The organism is Pseudomonas sp. 5Vm1k, assembly GCF_056161485.1.
The window spans coordinates 295,933-313,677 of record NZ_JBSPCZ010000006.1; the positions used below are offsets into that span (position 1 = coordinate 295,933).

Annotated in this window: 14 protein-coding genes; 7 read left to right on the forward strand and 7 right to left on the reverse strand. The window is 59.4% G+C overall.

Features of this window, described 5'->3' with window-relative positions:
* The first annotated feature begins 382 nt into the window (after positions 1 to 382).
* From ACWIKB_RS14740 to ACWIKB_RS14760, 5 genes are all read left to right on the forward strand, one after another.
* Entirely contained in the window at positions 383 to 1,810 is a 1,428-nt protein-coding gene (locus tag ACWIKB_RS14740; RefSeq protein WP_475267685.1) for a di-heme oxidoreductase family protein, read from the forward strand.
* 29 nt (positions 1,811 to 1,839) lie between these two features.
* Positions 1,840 to 2,904: an imelysin family protein gene (locus ACWIKB_RS14745; protein ID WP_475267686.1), complete on the forward strand. Its 1,065-nt coding sequence runs from the start codon at positions 1,840 to 1,842 to the stop codon at positions 2,902 to 2,904.
* 14 nt (positions 2,905 to 2,918) lie between these two features.
* A complete protein-coding gene (locus ACWIKB_RS14750; RefSeq protein ID WP_475267688.1) occupies positions 2,919 to 4,016 on the forward strand; it encodes a DUF1513 domain-containing protein in 1,098 nt (365 codons plus the stop codon).
* 234 nt (positions 4,017 to 4,250) lie between these two features.
* Positions 4,251 to 5,399 carry an efflux RND transporter periplasmic adaptor subunit gene (locus tag ACWIKB_RS14755; protein WP_475267689.1) on the forward strand — a complete coding sequence of 383 codons (1,149 nt, stop codon included), beginning with the start codon at positions 4,251 to 4,253 and terminating at the stop codon, positions 5,397 to 5,399.
* Positions 5,400 to 5,412: 13 nt separating this feature from the next.
* The gene (locus ACWIKB_RS14760) at positions 5,413 to 8,439 is read left to right on the forward strand and encodes a multidrug efflux RND transporter permease subunit (protein ID WP_475267691.1); all 3,027 of its coding nucleotides are present in this window, start codon (positions 5,413 to 5,415) and stop codon (positions 8,437 to 8,439) included.
* Positions 8,440 to 8,625: 186 nt separating this feature from the next.
* On the opposite strand, the gene ACWIKB_RS14765 is transcribed toward ACWIKB_RS14760, so the two are convergent.
* The 5 genes from ACWIKB_RS14765 to colR form a co-directional block, all read right to left on the reverse strand.
* Complete coding sequence (locus ACWIKB_RS14765; RefSeq protein ID WP_082356595.1) at positions 8,626 to 8,853, reverse strand: hypothetical protein; 228 nt, start codon at positions 8,851 to 8,853, stop codon at positions 8,626 to 8,628.
* A 2-nt stretch (positions 8,854 to 8,855) separates the two neighbouring features.
* Positions 8,856 to 9,569, reverse strand: a complete 714-nt coding sequence (locus tag ACWIKB_RS14770) for a lipopolysaccharide kinase InaA family protein (RefSeq protein WP_475267693.1) — start codon at positions 9,567 to 9,569, stop codon at positions 8,856 to 8,858.
* A gap of 4 nt (positions 9,570 to 9,573) precedes the next feature.
* Entirely contained in the window at positions 9,574 to 10,242 is a 669-nt protein-coding gene (locus ACWIKB_RS14775) for a class I SAM-dependent methyltransferase (protein WP_475267695.1), read from the reverse strand.
* Between the two features lie 209 nt (positions 10,243 to 10,451).
* Positions 10,452 to 11,732 carry a sensor histidine kinase gene (locus tag ACWIKB_RS14780; protein ID WP_475267697.1) on the reverse strand — a complete coding sequence of 427 codons (1,281 nt, stop codon included), beginning with the start codon at positions 11,730 to 11,732 and terminating at the stop codon, positions 10,452 to 10,454.
* Positions 11,722 to 12,405: a two-component system response regulator ColR gene (colR, locus tag ACWIKB_RS14785; protein WP_090180812.1), complete on the reverse strand. Its 684-nt coding sequence runs from the start codon at positions 12,403 to 12,405 to the stop codon at positions 11,722 to 11,724. The genes ACWIKB_RS14780 and colR overlap by 11 nt, the downstream gene beginning before the upstream one ends.
* 202 nt (positions 12,406 to 12,607) lie before the next feature.
* On the opposite strand from colR, the gene ACWIKB_RS14790 reads away from it, so the two are divergent.
* Positions 12,608 to 14,557 (forward strand): LTA synthase family protein, encoded by a 1,950-nt coding sequence (locus tag ACWIKB_RS14790; RefSeq protein WP_475267700.1) that lies wholly within the window; start codon positions 12,608 to 12,610, stop codon positions 14,555 to 14,557.
* A gap of 54 nt (positions 14,558 to 14,611) precedes the next feature.
* Positions 14,612 to 15,355, forward strand: a complete 744-nt coding sequence (locus ACWIKB_RS14795) for a phosphatase PAP2 family protein (protein WP_475267702.1) — start codon at positions 14,612 to 14,614, stop codon at positions 15,353 to 15,355.
* Positions 15,356 to 15,547: 192 nt separating this feature from the next.
* Here the strand turns inward: ACWIKB_RS14795 and groL are convergent, their stop codons facing one another.
* Together groL and ACWIKB_RS14805 are read right to left on the reverse strand one after the other, a co-directional pair.
* Positions 15,548 to 17,191: a chaperonin GroEL gene (groL, locus tag ACWIKB_RS14800; RefSeq protein ID WP_054045163.1), complete on the reverse strand. Its 1,644-nt coding sequence runs from the start codon at positions 17,189 to 17,191 to the stop codon at positions 15,548 to 15,550.
* Positions 17,192 to 17,240: 49 nt separating this feature from the next.
* Complete coding sequence (locus tag ACWIKB_RS14805) at positions 17,241 to 17,534, reverse strand: co-chaperone GroES (protein ID WP_054045166.1); 294 nt, start codon at positions 17,532 to 17,534, stop codon at positions 17,241 to 17,243.
* Positions 17,535 to 17,745: the final 211 nt, after the last annotated feature.

The window sequence follows — 17,745 nt, forward strand, 5'->3', positions numbered from 1 at the left end:
GCCAAACACCACCCCTGTAGGAGCAAGGCTTGCCCGCGAAGACGGCGGCACATTCAAAATCATTCGTGCCTGACACACCGCCTTCGCGAGCAAGCTTCGCTCCTACAGGGGATTGATGGCGACCACAAAATCGGGCGTCACACCGAACAAAATGTGGGAGCGAGCTTGCTCGCGATAGCGGTCGCACATTCAGCATCAATGTCGACGGTGATGACCCCATCGCGAGCAAGCTCGCTCCCACATTGGATTGCATTCCCACAGGTGAATTGTGGTGCCCAGATAAATACTGTCCCACATCAACCAAACGATAATTCCTCTTATTCAATTTCCCCTGCCCTGTTAGACTTTGCGCCCTTGTTTTGCTCGTCTTTCAGGAAGTCTGATGCTGTCGTCGCCTCTTCGTTGGTGCACCCTGTTCATGGCCCTGGGCCTGAGTGCCTGCGATGACGCCCCGCGTTTTACCAAGGCCGAACCCGGTGAAGCCCGGTCCGGCGGCAGCGCGACGGTGCGCAAGACCGATCAGAACGCCTTTTCCCTGCCTTCAGCCAATCTGCCGCCATCACGCCGGGTGGATTTCAGCGTCGGCAACAGCTTTTTCCGCAGCCCCTGGGTGATCGCTCCGTCAACCACCACCGCCCGGGATGGCCTCGGCCCGTTGTTCAACACCAACGCCTGCCAGAACTGCCACATCAAGGACGGTCGCGGTCACCCACCGACGCCGGACGCCAATAATGCGGTGTCGATGCTGGTGCGCCTGTCGATCCCCGATGCGCCGGCCTACGCCAAGGTCATCGAGCACCTGGGCGTGGCGCCGGAACCGATCTACGGCGGCCAGCTTCAGGACATGTCGGTGCCCGGCGTCACCCCGGAAGGCAAGGTGCGGGTCGACTACACGCCGGTGCCGATGCGTTTCAAGGACGGCACCGAAGTTGAACTGCGCAAACCGACCTTGCAGATCACCCAACTGGGCTACGGCCCGATGCACCCCGACACCCGATTCTCGGCGCGGGTTGCACCGCCGATGATCGGCCTGGGCCTGCTCGAAGCGATCCCAGACGAAGCGATCCTGGCCAACACCGAGGCCCAGGCCAAAGACAAAAACGGCATCGCCGGGCGCCCGAACAAGGTCTGGGATGACGCTCAACAGAAAACCGTCCTCGGACGATTTGGCTGGAAGGCCGGGCAGCCCAACCTCAATCAACAGAATGTTCACGCGTTCTCGGGTGACATGGGCCTGACCACCAGCCTGCGCCCCTTCGATGACTGCACCGAAGCGCAAACCGCCTGCAAACAGGCGCCCAACGGCAATGGCCCGGACGGCGAACCGGAAGTCAGCGACAACATTCTGCGCCTGGTGCTGTTTTACAGCCGTAACCTCGCCGTCCCGGCCCGCCGCGATGTCGGCACGCCGCAAGTGCTGGCGGGCAAGAATCTGTTTTTCCAGGCGGGATGCCAGTCCTGTCACACGCCGAAATACACCACCGCCGCCAATGCCGCCGAACCTGAGCTGGCCAATCAAGTGATTCGCCCCTACAGCGATCTGCTGCTGCATGACATGGGCGACGGTCTGGCGGATAACCGCAGCGAATTCCAGGCCAGTGGCCGCGACTGGCGCACTCCGCCGTTGTGGGGCATCGGCCTGACGCAAGCGGTCAGCGGCCACACCCAGTTTTTGCACGATGGCCGCGCGCGCAATCTGCTTGAAGCGGTGCTCTGGCATGGCGGCGAAGCGAGCGCGGCGCAGCAACAGGTTTTGTCTTTCAACGCCGAGCAGCGCGCTGCGTTGCTGGCGTTTTTGAATTCTCTTTAAACACCTTATAAAAGAATCGGGAGCCCGACATGTTCCGTCCCAAATTGTTGTTCACCAGCCTTGCAGCGCTCGCCTTGGGCGCTTGTTCGCCCCAAGACCCACAAGCTGTTACCTCGGCGGCCATTGCCAAGCAAGTGATCCTGCCGACCTACAGCCGCTGGGTTGAAGCCGACCGCCAACTGGCCGTCAGCGCCCTCGCCTATTGCCAAGGGAAAGAAGACCTCGACACCGCCCGCGCCGACTTCCTGCACGCGCAGAAAGCCTGGGCCGAGTTGCAACCGTTGCTGATCGGGCCGCTGGCCGAGGGCAACCGTTCGTGGCAGGTGCAATTCTGGCCGGATAAGAAAAACCTGGTCGGCCGTCAGGTCGAGCAACTGGTCACCGCCCAGCCGCAGATCGATGCCGCTGCCCTGGCCAAATCGAGCGTGGTGGTTCAGGGCCTGTCGGCCTATGAATACATCCTGTTCGACAGCAAGATCGACATGGCCGATGCCACCCAGAAAGCCAAGTACTGCCCACTGCTGACTGCCATCGGCGAACGTCAGAAGCAACTGGCCGAAGAGATCCTGTCGCGCTGGAACACCAACGACGGCATGCTCGCGCAGATGAGCAAGTTCCCGAACCAGCGCTACGCCGATTCCCACGAAGCGATCGCCGATCTGCTGCGGGTACAGGTCACGGCGCTGGACACCCTGAAGAAAAAACTCGGCACGCCAATGGGTCGCCAGACCAAGGGCATTCCACAACCGTTCCAGGCTGATGCATGGCGTAGCCAGTCGTCGCTGCAAGGTCTGGAAGCCAGCTTGGCCGCGGCGAAAACCGTCTGGGTCGGGGTCGACAACAAAGGCCTGCGCGGTCTGTTGCCGAGCGAGCAGAAACCGTTGGCCGACAAGATCGATGTTGCCTATGCGGCATCGCTCAAGCTGTTCGCCAGCAACCAGCGTTCGCTGACCGAAATGCTCAGCGACGATGCCGGGCGCCAGCAACTCAACGATCTCTACGACAGCCTCAACGTCGTCCATCGCCTGCACGAAGGCGAGCTGGCCAAGGCGCTGGGCATCCAACTGGGCTTCAACGCCAACGACGGTGACTGATGAGGGCGACTGCCATGCTGCGACGTCAGGCTCTGACTTTAGGTAGTTTGCTGCTGGGAGCAGTGACACTGGGCGGCTGGACGCTGTTCAAGCACAAGGACAAGAGCCCGCTGCTGTTGTCGGCGCGGGACGATACCGACGGCAAGCATTACGCCGTCGGCTATCGGCTGGACGGCACCCGGGTGTTCGCCACCCAGGTCGGCCAGCGTTGCCACGACATCATCAACCACCCGACGCTGGCGATTGCGCTGTTCGTTGCACGTCGCCCCGGCACCGAGAGCTACCTGATCGACCTGCGCGACGGCACGCTGCTGCAAACCGTGACGTCGCAGCCGAACCGGCATTTCTACGGGCACGCGGTGATTCATAAGGACGGTGAGTTTTTATACGCCACCGAGAACGACACCTCCGATCCGGGCCGTGGCTTGCTGGGTGTGTATAAGTTCGAAGGCGAACGACTTATCCACAGTGGCGAAATTCCAACCCATGGCGTCGGCCCGCATCAAGTGTCGTGGATGCCCGACGGCGAAACCCTGGTGGTGGCCAACGGCGGGATTCGCACCGAGGCCGAAAGCCGGGTCGAGATGAACCTCAATGCGATGGAACCGAGCCTGGTGTTGATGCAGCGCGACGGCACCCTGCTGAGCAAGGAAACCCTCGCCCAACAGATGAACAGCGTGCGGCACCTTGGGATTGCCAGCGACGGCACCATCCTCGCCAGCCAGCAGTTCATGGGGCCGTCTCACGAGTCATCAGAGTTGCTGGCGATCAAGCGTCCGGGTCAGCCGTTCGTGGCGTTCCCGGTGCCGGAGCATCAGTTACAGGCCATGGGGCATTACACCGCCAGCGTCGCGGTCCACAGCGAGCTGCGCCTGGTCGCATTGACTGCGCCACGGGGTAATCGCTTTTTCATCTGGGACCTGGACAGCGGCGAAGTGCGCCTGGATGCGCCTTTGCCGGATTGCGCCGGGGTGGGTGCCGTGGCCGACGGGTTTGTCGTGACCTCGGGTCAAGGTCGTTGCCGGTACTACGATTGCCGTCAGACAGATTTGGTTGCAAAACCGCTGGAGCTGCCAGCGGGGCTTTGGGATAACCACCTGCATCTCATCTGATTTCCCCCTTCCGGGTGATGGACTTACCCTGTGGCGAGGGAGCTTGCTCCCGCTGGGCTGCGAAGCGGCCCTAAAAAATGGGACTGCTACGCATTCCAGCGGGAGCAAGCTCCCTCGCCACAGGGTTTATATTCCTCCCATTACAGACTGTAATAAGTGGCAGTTGGATTCCCCTTCCCACTCGGAGTAATGTTTCCGCCTGTCTCGCCTGATTTTCTCCAAGGAAGTGGAAATATGCTGCGTCGCCGCATGCTGATCATGTTGGGTGTTGTCCTGCTAATCGTGCTGGCGCTTGGCGGTTATAAAGCCTTTTCGATTTACACGATGGTCCAGGGGTTTGCCAAGCCCAAACCACCCATCAGTGTCGCCGTGGCCAGGGCCTCCGAACAGCCGTGGCAAATGCGCTTGCCCACCGTTGGCACGCTCAAGGCGTTGCAAGGGGTCAACCTGAGTCTGGAGATCTCAGGCACCGTGAAGGACCTGATGTTCGAGTCCGGGCAGAAGGTCAAGGCCGGGCAACCGCTGCTGCAATTGGACAGCGCCGTCGAAAGCGCCCTGCTGGAAACCGCCCAGGCTGACCTCGGGCTGGCACAACTGGATTTCGGCCGGGGCAGTCAATTGGTCGACAGCCGGGCGATCTCCAAAGGTGAGTACGATCGGCTCTCGGCACAACTGCAAAAAAACAAAGCAACGGTCAATCAGCTCAAGGCTTCCCTGGCGAAGAAACGCATCCTCGCCCCCTTCAGCGGCACTATCGGCATTCGCCAGGTCGACATCGGCGACTACCTCGCCAGCGGCACGATGATCGCCACCCTGCAAGACCTCAGCAGTCTGTATGTCGACTTCTTCCTGCCCGAGCAATCGGTGCCGAAGATCGCTCTCGGCCAACCTGTGCAGGTCATCGTTTCGGCCTACCCGACGCAAAACTTCCCCGGCACCATCAGCGCGATCAACCCGAAGGTCGAGAACAGCACCCGCAACATCCTGGTGCGCGCAACCCTGGCCAACCCCGATGGCAAGTTGCTGCCCGGGATGTTCGCCAGCCTGCAAGTGATGCTGCCAGATCCACAACCGCACATCGTCGTGCCGGAAAGCGCGATCACCTACACCCTTTACGGCAACTCGCTGTACGTGGTCGGGCAGAAAAAGGCCGAGGACGGCAGTGTCGAAAAAGACGACAAGGGCCAGCCGATCCTGATCGCCGAACGACGCTTCATCGAAACCGGCGAGCGCCGTGATGGGCTGGTGATGATCAACAAAGGCGTGCAGAGCGGCGAACAAGTGGTCACGGCCGGCCAGATCAAACTGGACAACGGCGCACACATTGCCATCAGCGACGACAAGACCCTGACCGATAAGAACAGTCAGCCACGTACTGACTGATCAAGGAATCCTCATGGCTTTTACCGATCCGTTCATCCGCCGCCCGGTGCTCGCCACCGTGGTCAGCCTGTTGATTGTGCTACTGGGTTTCCAGGCCTGGAGCAAGCTGCCACTGCGCCAATACCCGCAAATGGAAAACGCCCTGATCACGGTAACCACCGCCTATCCCGGGGCCAACGCCGAAACGATCCAGGGCTACATCACTCAACCGATGCAGCAGAGCCTGGCGAGTGCCGAGGGCATCGACTACATGACCTCGGTCAGTCGCCAGAACTTCTCGGTGATCTCGATCTACGCACGCATCGGCTCCAACAGCGACCGTTTGTTTACCGAGCTGCTGGCGAAAGCCAACGAGGTGAAGAACAAGCTGCCCCAGGACGCCGAAGACCCGGTGTTGAGCAAGGAAGCGGCCGACGCTTCGGCGCTGATGTACATCAGCTTCTTCAGTAAAGAACTGAACAACCCGCAGATCACCGACTACCTGTCCCGGGTCATCCAGCCGAAACTGGCGACGTTGCCTGGCATGGCTGAAGCGGAAATTCTCGGCAACCAGGTGTTCGCCATGCGCCTGTGGCTCGACCCGGTGAAGCTCGCCGGTTTCGGCCTGAGCGCCAGCGACGTGACCAACGCGGTGCGCCAGTACAACTTCCTCTCCGCCGCCGGCGAAGTGAAAGGCGAGTACGTGGTCACCAGCATCAACGCAAACACCGAACTCAAGTCTGCCGAGGCCTTCGCCGCGATTCCGCTCAAGGTCTCGGGTGACAGCCGCGTATTGCTCAGCGATGTGGCGCGGGTCGAGATGGGCGCCGAAAACTACAACGCCATCAGCTCGTTCGGCGGCACGCCGTCGGTGTACATCGGCATCAAGGCGACACCCGGCGCCAACCCGCTGGACGTGATCAAGGAAGTGCGCAAGATCATGCCGGAGCTGGAAGCCCAGCTGCCGCCCAACCTGAAAAGCGAAATCGCCTACGACGCCACGCTGTTTATCCAGGCCTCGATCAATGAAGTGATCAAGACGCTTTTCGAAGCGGTGCTGATCGTCATTGTGGTGGTGTTCCTGTTCCTCGGCGCTCTGCGTTCGGTGGTGATTCCGGTGGTGACCATCCCGCTGTCGATGATCGGCGTGATGTTCTTCATGCAGATGATGGGTTACTCGATCAACCTGCTGACCTTGCTGGCGATGGTATTGGCCATCGGGCTGGTGGTGGACGATGCGATTGTGGTGGTGGAGAACATTCACCGACACATCGAGGAAGGCAAGACTCCACTGGACGCAGCCATTGAAGGGGCCCGGGAAATCGCCATGCCGGTGGTGTCCATGACCATCACCCTGGCGGCGGTGTATGCGCCCATCGGTTTCCTCACGGGCCTGACCGGAGCACTGTTCAAGGAGTTCGCCCTGACGCTGGCCGGGGCGGTGGTGATCTCCGGTGTCGTCGCCCTGACCCTGTCGCCGATGATGTGCGCCTTTTTACTGCGCCACGACCAAAACCCCAGTGGCCTGGCCCATCGACTGGACCTTATTTTCGAAGGCCTCAAGCGCCGCTATCAAAGCATCCTGCACGGCACACTCAACACCCGGCCGGTGGTGCTGGTGTTCGCGGTGATCGTGCTGTGCCTGATCCCGGTGTTTCTCAAGTTCGCCAAGTCGGAACTGGCACCGGACGAGGACCAGGGCATCATTTTCATGATGGCCAACGCCCCGCAGCCGACCAACCTCGATTACCTGAACACCTACACCGACGAGTTCATCACGATCTTCAAGGAGTTTCCCGAGTACTACTCCTCGTTCCAGATCAATGGTTTCAACGGTGTGCAATCGGGTATCGGCGGTTTCCTGCTCAAGCCATGGAACGAGCGCCATCGCACGCAAATGCAGATTCTGCCCGAGGTCCAGGCCAAATTAGGGAACATTCCCGGTTTGCAGATCTTCGGCTTCAACCTGCCATCCTTGCCGGGCACCGGTGAAGGCTTGCCGTTTCAGTTCATTATCAACACCGCCAACGATTACGCGTCGCTGCTGGACGTGGCAGACCGGGTCAAAAAACGCGCACTGGAATCCGGCAAATTCGCCTTTGTCGACATCGACCTGGCGTTCGACAAACCGGAAATCGTGGTAGATATCGACCGCGCCAAGGCTGCGCAGATGGGCGTGTCGATGCAGGACCTGGGCGGCACCCTGGCGACACTGCTGGGTGAGGCGGAGATCAACCGGTTCACCATTGAAGGACGCAGCTATAAGGTCATCGCCCAGGTAGAGCGAGCCTATCGGGATAACCCCGACTGGCTGAACAACTATTACGTCAAAAACACTCAGGGCGAACTACTGCCCCTGTCGACCCTGATCACTGTCACCGACCGGGCGCGGCCACGGCAGTTGAACCAGTTCCAGCAGCTCAACGCGGCGGCCGTGACCGGGTTCCCACTGGTGAGCATGGGCGAGGCCATCGAGGTCGTGCGCCAGATCGCTCAGGAAGAAGCCCCGGCGGGTTTCGCCTTCGACTACGGCGGCACATCACGACAATTCGTCCAGGAAGGCAGTGCGCTGTGGGTGACCTTCGCCCTGGCGCTGGCAATCATTTTCCTGGTGCTGGCGGCGCAGTTCGAAAGCTTCCGCGACCCGCTGGTGATTCTGGTCACCGTGCCGCTGTCGATCTGCGGCGCGTTGATCCCGTTGTTCCTCGGCTGGTCGAGCATGAACATCTACACCCAGGTCGGGCTGGTGACGCTGATCGGGCTGATCAGCAAACACGGGATCCTGATCGTCGAGTTCGCCAACAAGCTACGCAAGGAGAAGGGTTTGACGCCCCGGGAGGCCGTGGAAGAAGCGGCGGCCATTCGCTTACGACCGGTGTTGATGACCACGGCGGCAATGGTGTTTGGCATGGTGCCGTTGATTCTGGCGACGGGTGCGGGTGCCGTCAGCCGGTTCGACATCGGTACGGTCATCGCCACGGGGATGTCGATCGGGACGTTGTTTACCTTGTTTGTGTTGCCGTGCATCTACACATTGCTGGCCAAGCCCGATAAACCCTGATTCGCCCCATTCCCCCTGTGGGAGCGGGCTTGCTCGCGAAGGCGGTGTGTCATTGAGCGATGATGTTGCCTGACACTCCGCTTTCGCGGGCAAGCCCGCTCCCACAAAGGGTTCGGTGTCGTTGCTGAACATCAGGCAAAAAAAAACCCCGCATCGGCGAGGTCTTTTATTTTGGCTTCAATCTGTTCAACTTTGCGGCCTCAATCCTTGTGATAGTCCGAACATAAACAGTAACAAGTCATGATCAGGTTGTGTGGCCACGGTTGCTTTGGCAACCCGTGGCAACGGGCAGTGAGCGTCACCGTTCACTGCACTGAGGACTTGCGTGCGGGGCTGCTCCCAAGCCGCCACCGCCAATGAAGCAACTGCCAAGGCTCCTAGAAGAAACACACCTCGTGCAATTTCGAGTTTCATCGCTATAAACCCTTGATAGCGCTGCCAAACGCCGTCTCATAAAAATAGACCAGATTCTTCCAGTCTGTATCGCTGAACGACGAGTGGCGACGCAATTGCTTCATGTCATGGGCGGCGGCACGCTGGGCGGTCAAACGCTGCCGGCACTTCTCCAGATCGATCAACGCCACTTCAACTGTGGCAGCGTCGCCCTCGCCAGTGACCCGCACAAATACGTGCTTGATATAGATGCAGCTGTGCTGCCAGCGGCCCTTGTGCATGCGGGCCAGGTTCTCGGCCAGTTCCTTGAGAACGCGCTCATGCACTGCCTCGCCGTGACGCTCGCGACCGCCGCCGGCGTACCAGTGTTCGATTTCTTCGAAACCGTCCAGAGACTTGGTGACCAGCAAGGCACGCCATTTGTGCACCGGGTCACGCTGGGCGCCGCAGAACACCATTTCTGGTACGCGCACACCCAGTGCGGTCAAACCGATCAGCGCATCACGCTCGCGCAATACCGTCGGCCGACCGAAGGGATGCAGCCAGCTGCGATAGATGTGCCCGGTCTGACGCTTGGCGTACAGCAGTTGTCCGTCGGTGCTCCTGACCCGTTGCACGCCACTTTCGCCACCGCGACGGACGTTGGGTTCTTCTACCCATTCACCGCGCTGATTCCAGAAATAGTCGAAGCGGTCCTGAGGAGCGACTTCCGTTTCTGCTGCACATTGCACTGCCATCCTGTTACCTCTTGCGTAATACGTAAACCCGCCACATGGCATAGAGCGGTATAAAGTCCAGTTGTTCCTGGATACGGAAACCCGCCTGCTCGAATTCCTTTTCAACCGTAGCAGCCGGTAACACAAAGCGATTTTGGTAACCTTCCTGACCGCGTGCTTTCTCGGCACGCTTGCGTTTCCAGGCCTTGAAATTGCCATCAACCCACAGAGAAAGGATCACGCTGTCGCGGGTGACGCGCTCGAACTCGCGCAAAATAGCCAGTCGATGCTCGGCTTCCCCGATGTGATGGAGCAAACGCATGCAGAAAATGCTGTCGACGGCGTTATCAGGTAAAGCAATGTCGAATGCAGAAGTGTGCAAGGGTTGTACCCGTTTTACCACTTCGGCAGGTTGTGCCTGGGTGGCGATCTTCAGCATTGACTCGGAGTTGTCGGCTCCGATGATGACACGGTTGTGCTTTTCGGCCAGCAGGGGCCAGAAACGTCCCGCGCCGCAAGGCAAATCGAGGACCAGCCCAGGGTCACCGGCCAGGGTCAGCGCCTTGCGGGCCAATTGCTCGTCACGCCAATGAGACAATCGACGACCGAGACCGTCCTGATGCTTGCGCAAATATTTTTGCGCGTGTTGATCGTCGTATTTTTCGGAAAAATCCAGTTTGATCGGGCCTTCCATCACCAAAGTCTCCTGAGTTGCTGATGACATCTACGTTATGTAGCGTAGTGTCAGCATCAGGTCATGGCTTTGTGAAAACTTCGTTGTGTACAACGGCGAAGTATTTCAGGGTTTTACAGGGGTTCAACAGTGGCGCGGGGCCACCATCCAAAGATCACGATGCCCGCCGCCGCGCAGGAACCGCCGAAGGCTGCGTTCTTCTCGCTCGATCAGACCCGAGGCTTACCCAACTCCACCTCAAAGCGGCAGCCATTAGGCTCCATGGTGGTCAGGCTGACGGTCCAGCCCTGGTTCTCACAGATCCGCTGCACCAGCGACAAGCCCAACCCCAGGCCTTCGCCGCGCTTCTCGCTGCCACGCACGAAGGGTTCGAACATCGCTTCGCGCTTTTCCTCAGGAATGCCGACACCGCTGTCCTCGACGATGAACCCACTGGCCGTCAGTGTCAGGCGAATGAACCCGTGCTCGGTGTAGTGCAGCGCGTTGCGCAACAAATTGCCCATCACCGCATGCAGCAGGGTTGCGTTGTAGCGGTTGTTCGGTGGATTGCCCGGTTCGAAGTTCAGGATCAGGCCCTTGTACTCGATCGGCTCGCGCCAAAGACTGAGCAGCCCGTCGGCGATCTGACTGACGGTCTGCTGCGGCGACATGCTGGCGTCTTCACGCTGGGCACGGGCCAGCATCAGGAAGGTTTGCACCAGCTCGCGCATCTCCTCACAGGCCCGAGCGATGCGCTCAACCTGGGCTCGACCGCGCTGATCGATGCCCGGGTTCTCCAGCAACAGTTCACAGGAACTGGCGAGCACCATCAGCGGGGTGCGCAATTCATGGCTGACGTCACTGGTAAACAGGCGCTCACGGGTCAAGGCCTGGCGTAGACGCCCCAGGGTGGCGTCGAAAGCCACTGCCAGTTCACCCACTTCATCGGCGGCGTAATCCGGCGCCAGTGGCGGCGCCAGGCCCAGCAACTGATCGCGGTGACGCACCTGACGGGCCAAGCGCACCACGGGCGCCATCACTTTGCGCGCCAGGATCCAGCCAAGAAATACCGCCAGCGCCAGGCTGAGCACAAAGCCCACCAGCACCACGGCAAACAGCACGCGCTCACGCTCTTCAAAATCGCTCTGATCCTGCAACAGCACGTAACGCCGACCGTCGACGATTTCGACCATCGCGTGGTACGACAGATTTTCACGAAAGACTTCGTGGAAACCGGAATCCAGGTGACGCAGATCCTTGGGCAACTCGAAGTCCCCCGGCCCGCCGCTGAAATAAAACAGCTGATCAGGCTCCGGGCGGTGGCTCCAGTCCGTAACGCTGTCCATCAACAACAGGCGTTGCAAGTCGCCGCCCAGACCTGCCGATATCAGCTTCTCTTCCACCAGGTGCACGGTCGCCACGATGCCCATGGCGAAGGCCCCGGCCACCAGTGCGCTCATCAGCGCAAAGGCGATGATGATCCGTTGAGCAAGGCTCTGTTTAAACTCCATCACGGCCCTCGGCCAAGCGATAACCGACACCGTGCACGGTTTGCAGCAGGGGCTTGGCAAAGGGCTTGTCGATCACCTGGCGCAGTTGGTGAACGTGGCTGCGCAGGCTGTCGCTGTCCGGGCAGTCATCGCCCCACAAGGCTTCTTCGAGGATTTCACGGCGCAGTACGTGGGGGCTTTTCTGCATCAGCACCGCCAGCAGTTTCAGGCCGACCGGGTTGAGCTTCAGCAAACGCCCTTCGCGGGTCACTTCCAGGGTATCGAGGTCGTAACTCAAGTCGCCGACCTGCAACGAACGGCGACCGCCACCCTGGGTGCGGCGCATGACCGCTTCGATACGCGCGGCCAGTTCGGACAAGGCGAAGGGCTTGATCAGGTAATCATCGGCGCCGGACTTGAAGCCCTGCAGCCGGTCATCGAGTTGATCCCGGGCGGTGAGCATGATCACCGGCGTGTCGCGGCGGGCGTCTTCGCGCAGGCGCTTGCACAGGGTGTAGCCGTCAATGCCGGGCAGCATGATGTCGAGCACGATCAAGTCGTAATGCTCGGTGGCTGCCAGGTGCAACCCCGACAAACCGTCCTGCGCGCAATCCACGGTGTAGCCCTTGAGCCCCAGGTAATCGGCCAGATTGGCGAGGATATCGCGGTTGTCTTCAACCAATAGAATTCGCATGGGGCACTCCTCCGTACACAGTAACAGCCGTCTTGGCCCGCGCAGCTTAAGGCCTCGTGTGGCTCAGGGCTAGGGCCGGGTATCGCTGGAATCAATTCACTCAACCAAAGCCCGGGTTTGACAAGTTTTTCACTATCGGTTCACAACATCATTACAGTACGACGGTTAGACTCACGCGGCTGATAAAAAAGGAAGGTCTCCAATGGATGTTTTGAAGACAGCGCCAATGCGCTTTCTAACGCTTGTTACCGGCACCTGGCTGGTTATTTTCTTTCTGACCCGGATGGTTCTGCTACTCACTCACCTGGATGAGGCCGGTAGCGGCTTTCTGTCGGTTTTTGGAATCGGGTTTCTTTATGACCTGGGTTTCATTGCCTATGCGGCCTTGCCGATGGGCCTCTACTTGCTGCTGTGCCCGCCCGCCTTGTGGCGTCGCCGAGGCCATCGCTGGTTTCTGCAAGGGCTGCTGACTGTCAGCCTGTTTGCGATGCTGTTCACGTCCGTCGCCGAATGGCTGTTCTGGGACGAGTTCGGTGTGCGCTTCAACTTCATCGCCGTTGATTACCTGGTGTACTCCGACGAAGTGTTGAACAACCTGCTGGAGTCGTACCCGATCGGCACGCTGCTGGGCATTCTTGCTGTGGTGGCCGTGGTTCTGAGCCTGCTACTGCGCAAGCCCTACAATGCTGCACTGGACGCGCCACTGCCGCCAGTGCGCCGACGCCTGCTCAATGCCTTGGGCTTGCTGATCGTTGCGGGCCTCAGCCTGCAACTGCTCAGCCAGGACGCCCCGCGCGCCCAGGGCGGCAATGCCTATCAGAACGAACTGGCGAGCAACGGCCCGTATCAATTCTTCGCCGCGTTCCGCAATAACGAGCTGGATTATCCACAGTTCTATAAAAGCCTGCCGCCCGCCACTGTTGCGGGGCAGATCCGCGCCGAACTCAGTGAACCGAACGCACGCTTCATCGGCGAAGACCCGCAAGACATCCGCCGCATGATCGACAACCCCGGCACCCCACGCACACCCAACATCGTGCTGGTGACCATCGAAAGTTTCAGCGCCAAGTACATGGGCAGCAATGGCGACGGGCGCAACCTGACGCCAAACCTGGACGCCCTGCGTAAACAGAGCCTGTACTTCAATAACTTCTACGCCACCGGCACCCGCACCGATCGCGGTCTGGAAGCCATTACCCTGGCTATTCCGCCGACGCCGGGCCGTTCGATCGTCAAGCGCGTGGGCCGTGAAAGCGGTTTCGCCAGCCTTGGCCAGCAGCTCAGTGCCGTGGGCTACGACAGTGTGTTCGTTTATGGCGGACGTGGTTACTTCGACAATATGAACGCGTTCTTCAGCGGTAACGGTTATCGCGTGGTCGATCAGAGCAGCGTCGATGAAGCGGAGATCCACTTCAAGAACGCCTGGGGCATGGCCGACGAAGATCTGTATAACCAGACCCTGAAACTGGCCGATGCCGACTACGCCAAGCAGCAGCCCTTCCTGCTGCAATTGATGACCACCTCCAACCATCGTCCTTATACCTACCCGGACAACCGGATCGACATCAAATCCGGTAATGGCCGCGACGGTGCGGTGAAATACACCGACTATGCCATCGGCCAGTTCCTTGAGCAGGCACGCCAGAAGCCGTGGTTCGACAACACGATTTTCGTGTTTGTCGCCGACCACACGGCGGGCAGCGCCGGCAAGGAAGACTTGCCGATCAGCAACTATCAGATTCCGCTGTTCATCTATGCACCGAAGCTGATCGACGCCCGGGAAACCGCGCAACTGGCCAGCCAGATCGATCTGGCGCCGACCCTGCTTGGCTTGCTGAACATGGACTATCAATCGACATTCTTTGGCCGCAATCTGTTGCAGGACAATCCGCTGCCACCGCGTGTGGTGGTTGGCAACTATCAACATTTGGGGTTGTTCGACGGCAAGGATCTAGCGATCCTGAGCCCACGTCAGGGCCTGCGTCGTCATGACGATGCGCTGACCGAGAGCCGCGAGTCGAAGGCCCAGGCCAGCGATCCGTTGATCACCCGTGCCATTACCTATTACCAAACCGCCAGTTATGGCTTCAAGCAACAGCTGCTTGGCTGGAAAGCGCCCAAGGAGGGCAACGACCAGGTCAGCGAACGTTAACCGAACAGCCCCGGGCTGATGCCCCGGGGCTTTTTCCCATGCTCAGGATCCACCATGTCATCAACCGCTGTTCGCCCCGTTTCCCGGCCACTCAATTTCTGGGTGTGCCTCGGGGTCCCCGCCATTGCGGCGATCGTTCTGGTGCTGCTCGAACTGACCGACCTGGACATGGACCTGGCCAGGTATTTTTATGACCCGGCGGCCGGTGACTTCATTGGCCGGCACAGTTACTTCCTGGAAAACATCCTGCATGACAAGGCCAAGGAAGTGGTCATCGCTTTCTCGGTGTTTGCGGTGATCGGTTATATCTGCTCGTTTTTTGTCGAGAAACTCAAACCGTTCAAACGGGAGCTGGGTTGCCTGGTGCTGTCCCTGGGCTTGGCGACGTCCTTCGTCACGCCGGTGAAAGTGGTGACAGCGGTGCAATGCCCGTGGAGCCTGGAACAGTTCGGCGGCCACGAAACCTACAGCGAGCTGCTCAGCCCGCGTCCGCACACCGAAAAACCTGGTCGTTGCTGGCCTGGTGGTCATGCGGCTACTGGTTTCACGCTGTTTGCGCTGTTCTTCGTGTTGCGTGACCGTCGCCCACGTTTGGCGCGCAAAGCGTTTATCTTCGCCGCTGCACTGGGCACGGTGTTTTCCATCAGCCGGATGATGCAGGGTGCGCACTTCTTCTCGCACAACGTGTGGACGGCGATTTTCTGCTGGTTGATTTGTCTGGGGTCGTATTACTACATCCTGTATCGACCGGCGTCCAAGGCTGAACGGGTTGGCAAGGCAGATCCGGTCAACGCCTGACACACACAGATCCAAATGTGGGAGCGGGCTTGCTCGCGAAGGCGGCGTGTCAGACAACGTTGATGTCGACTGATACACCGCCTTCGCGAGCAAGCCCGCTCCCACAGTGGTTCGATGTGACCGCTGAATCCGGGCAATAAAAAGCCCCGCCTGCTTTCGCAGGCGGGGCTTTTTTATAGGGGTAAGGCTGGCTTACATCATGCCGCCCATGCCGCCCATACCACCCATGTCTGGCATACCGCCGCCAGCGCCGCCTTCTTCCTTGATCTCGGCGATCATGGCTTCGGTCGTGATCATCAGGCTGGCGATGGAAGCCGCTGCCTGCAGAGCCGAACGAGTCACTTTAGCCGGGTCCAGGATACCCATTTCGATCATGTCGCCGTATTCGCCGGTAGCAGCGTTGTAACCGTAGTTACCCGAACCCTGCTTGACCTTGTCGACTACTACGCTTGGCTCGTCGCCGGAGTTGGCAACGATCTGGCGCAGCGGCGCTTCAACAGCGCGACGCAGCAACTGGATACCAACGTCTTGATCGGCGTTGTCGCCTTTCAGTTCGGAGATAGCCTGCAGAGCGCGAACCAGTGCCACGCCACCGCCAGGTACCACGCCTTCTTCAACGGCTGCACGGGTAGCGTGCAGGGCGTCTTCAACGCGGGCTTTCTTCTCTTTCATTTCAACTTCGGAGCCAGCGCCAACCTTGATCACTGCAACGCCGCCGGACAGCTTGGCCAGACGCTCTTGCAGTTTTTCACGGTCGTAGTCGGACGAAGTGTCGGCCACTTGCTGACGGATTTGCAGAACGCGAGCCTGGATATCAGCTTCAACGCCGGCGCCGTCGATCACGGTGGTGTTTTCTTTGGACAGGATCACGCGCTTGGCATTACCCAGGTGTTCCAGGGTAGTGCTTTCCAGGCTCAGACCGATCTCTTCGGAGATAACGGTACCGCCAGTCAGAACAGCGATGTCCTGCAGCATGGCCTTGCGACGGTCGCCGAAGCCCGGAGCCTTGACGGCTGCGACTTTAACGATGCCACGCATGTTGTTCACAACCAGAGTCGCCAGGGCTTCGCCTTCAACGTCTTCGGCCACGATCAGCAGTGGACGGCCGGCTTTGGCAACGGCTTCCAGTACTGGCAACATTTCGCGGATGTTGGAGATCTTTTTGTCGACCAGCAGGATCAGCGGACCGTCGAGCTCGGCAGTCATGGTCTCTGGCTTGTTGACGAAGTACGGGGACAGGTAGCCACGGTCGAACTGCATGCCTTCAACAACCGACAGTTCGTTTTCCAGGCCCGAGCCTTCTTCAACGGTGATCACGCCTTCTTTACCGACTTTTTCCATGGCTTCGGCAATGATGTCGCCGATGGAGTTGTCGGAGTTGGCCGAGATGGTGCCGACCTGAGCGATTGCCTTGGTGTCAGCGCAAGGCTTGGACAGGGCTTTGAGCTCTTTGACGATAGCGATGGTCGCTTTGTCGATGCCGCGCTTCAGGTCCATCGGGTTCATGCCGGCAGCGACGGCTTTCAGGCCTTCGTTGACGATCGATTGAGCCAGAACGGTAGCGGTGGTGGTGCCGTCGCCTGCGTCATCGTTGGCACGGGAGGCAACGTCTTTGACCAGCTGCGCGCCCATGTTTTCGAAACGGTCTTTCAGTTCGATTTCTTTGGCTACGGAAACGCCGTCCTTGGTGATGGTCGGAGCGCCGAAGCTCTTCTCGATGATCACGTTACGGCCTTTAGGGCCCAGGGTCGCTTTTACTGCGTCAGCCAGGACGTTTACACCGGCGAGCATTTTCTTGCGGGCGGAGTCGCCGAATTTAACTTCTTTAGCAGCCATGATCGATATTCCTTAAATACTTTGTAGTAACGGGAAAATGAGCGGGGAATCAGCCTTCGATAACAGCGAGAATCTCGTTCTCAGCCATTACCAGCAGGTCTTCGCCGTCAACTTTCACAGTGTTGCTGCCGGAGTACGGGCCGAACACAACCTTGTCACCCACTTTTACGGCCAGTGCACGCACTTCACCGTTTTCCAGCACGCGGCCGGTACCGACAGCGAGGATCTCGCCGCTGTTGGCTTTTTCAGCAGCCGAACCTGGCAGGACGATACCGCCAGCGGTTTTCTTTTCTTCTTCGCTGCGACGGATGACGACGCGGTCATGCAGAGGACGAAGCTTCATTGTCGATCTCTCCTAATTGTGGTTTTCATCGGCCGGTGTATTCCCGGCGGGTTTAACAAATCCGGCGGTGCCGGGTGCGGTTCGTCAAGCGAACTGCGGAAGTCTGTCTGGCATGATCGCCAGAAACCTTGCGGTGACCGTTACATAAGGGCGCATAAGCTTATTACAAGGGCGAGCAAGCAAATTTTTTCATGTTGTTGCCCGCAAACGA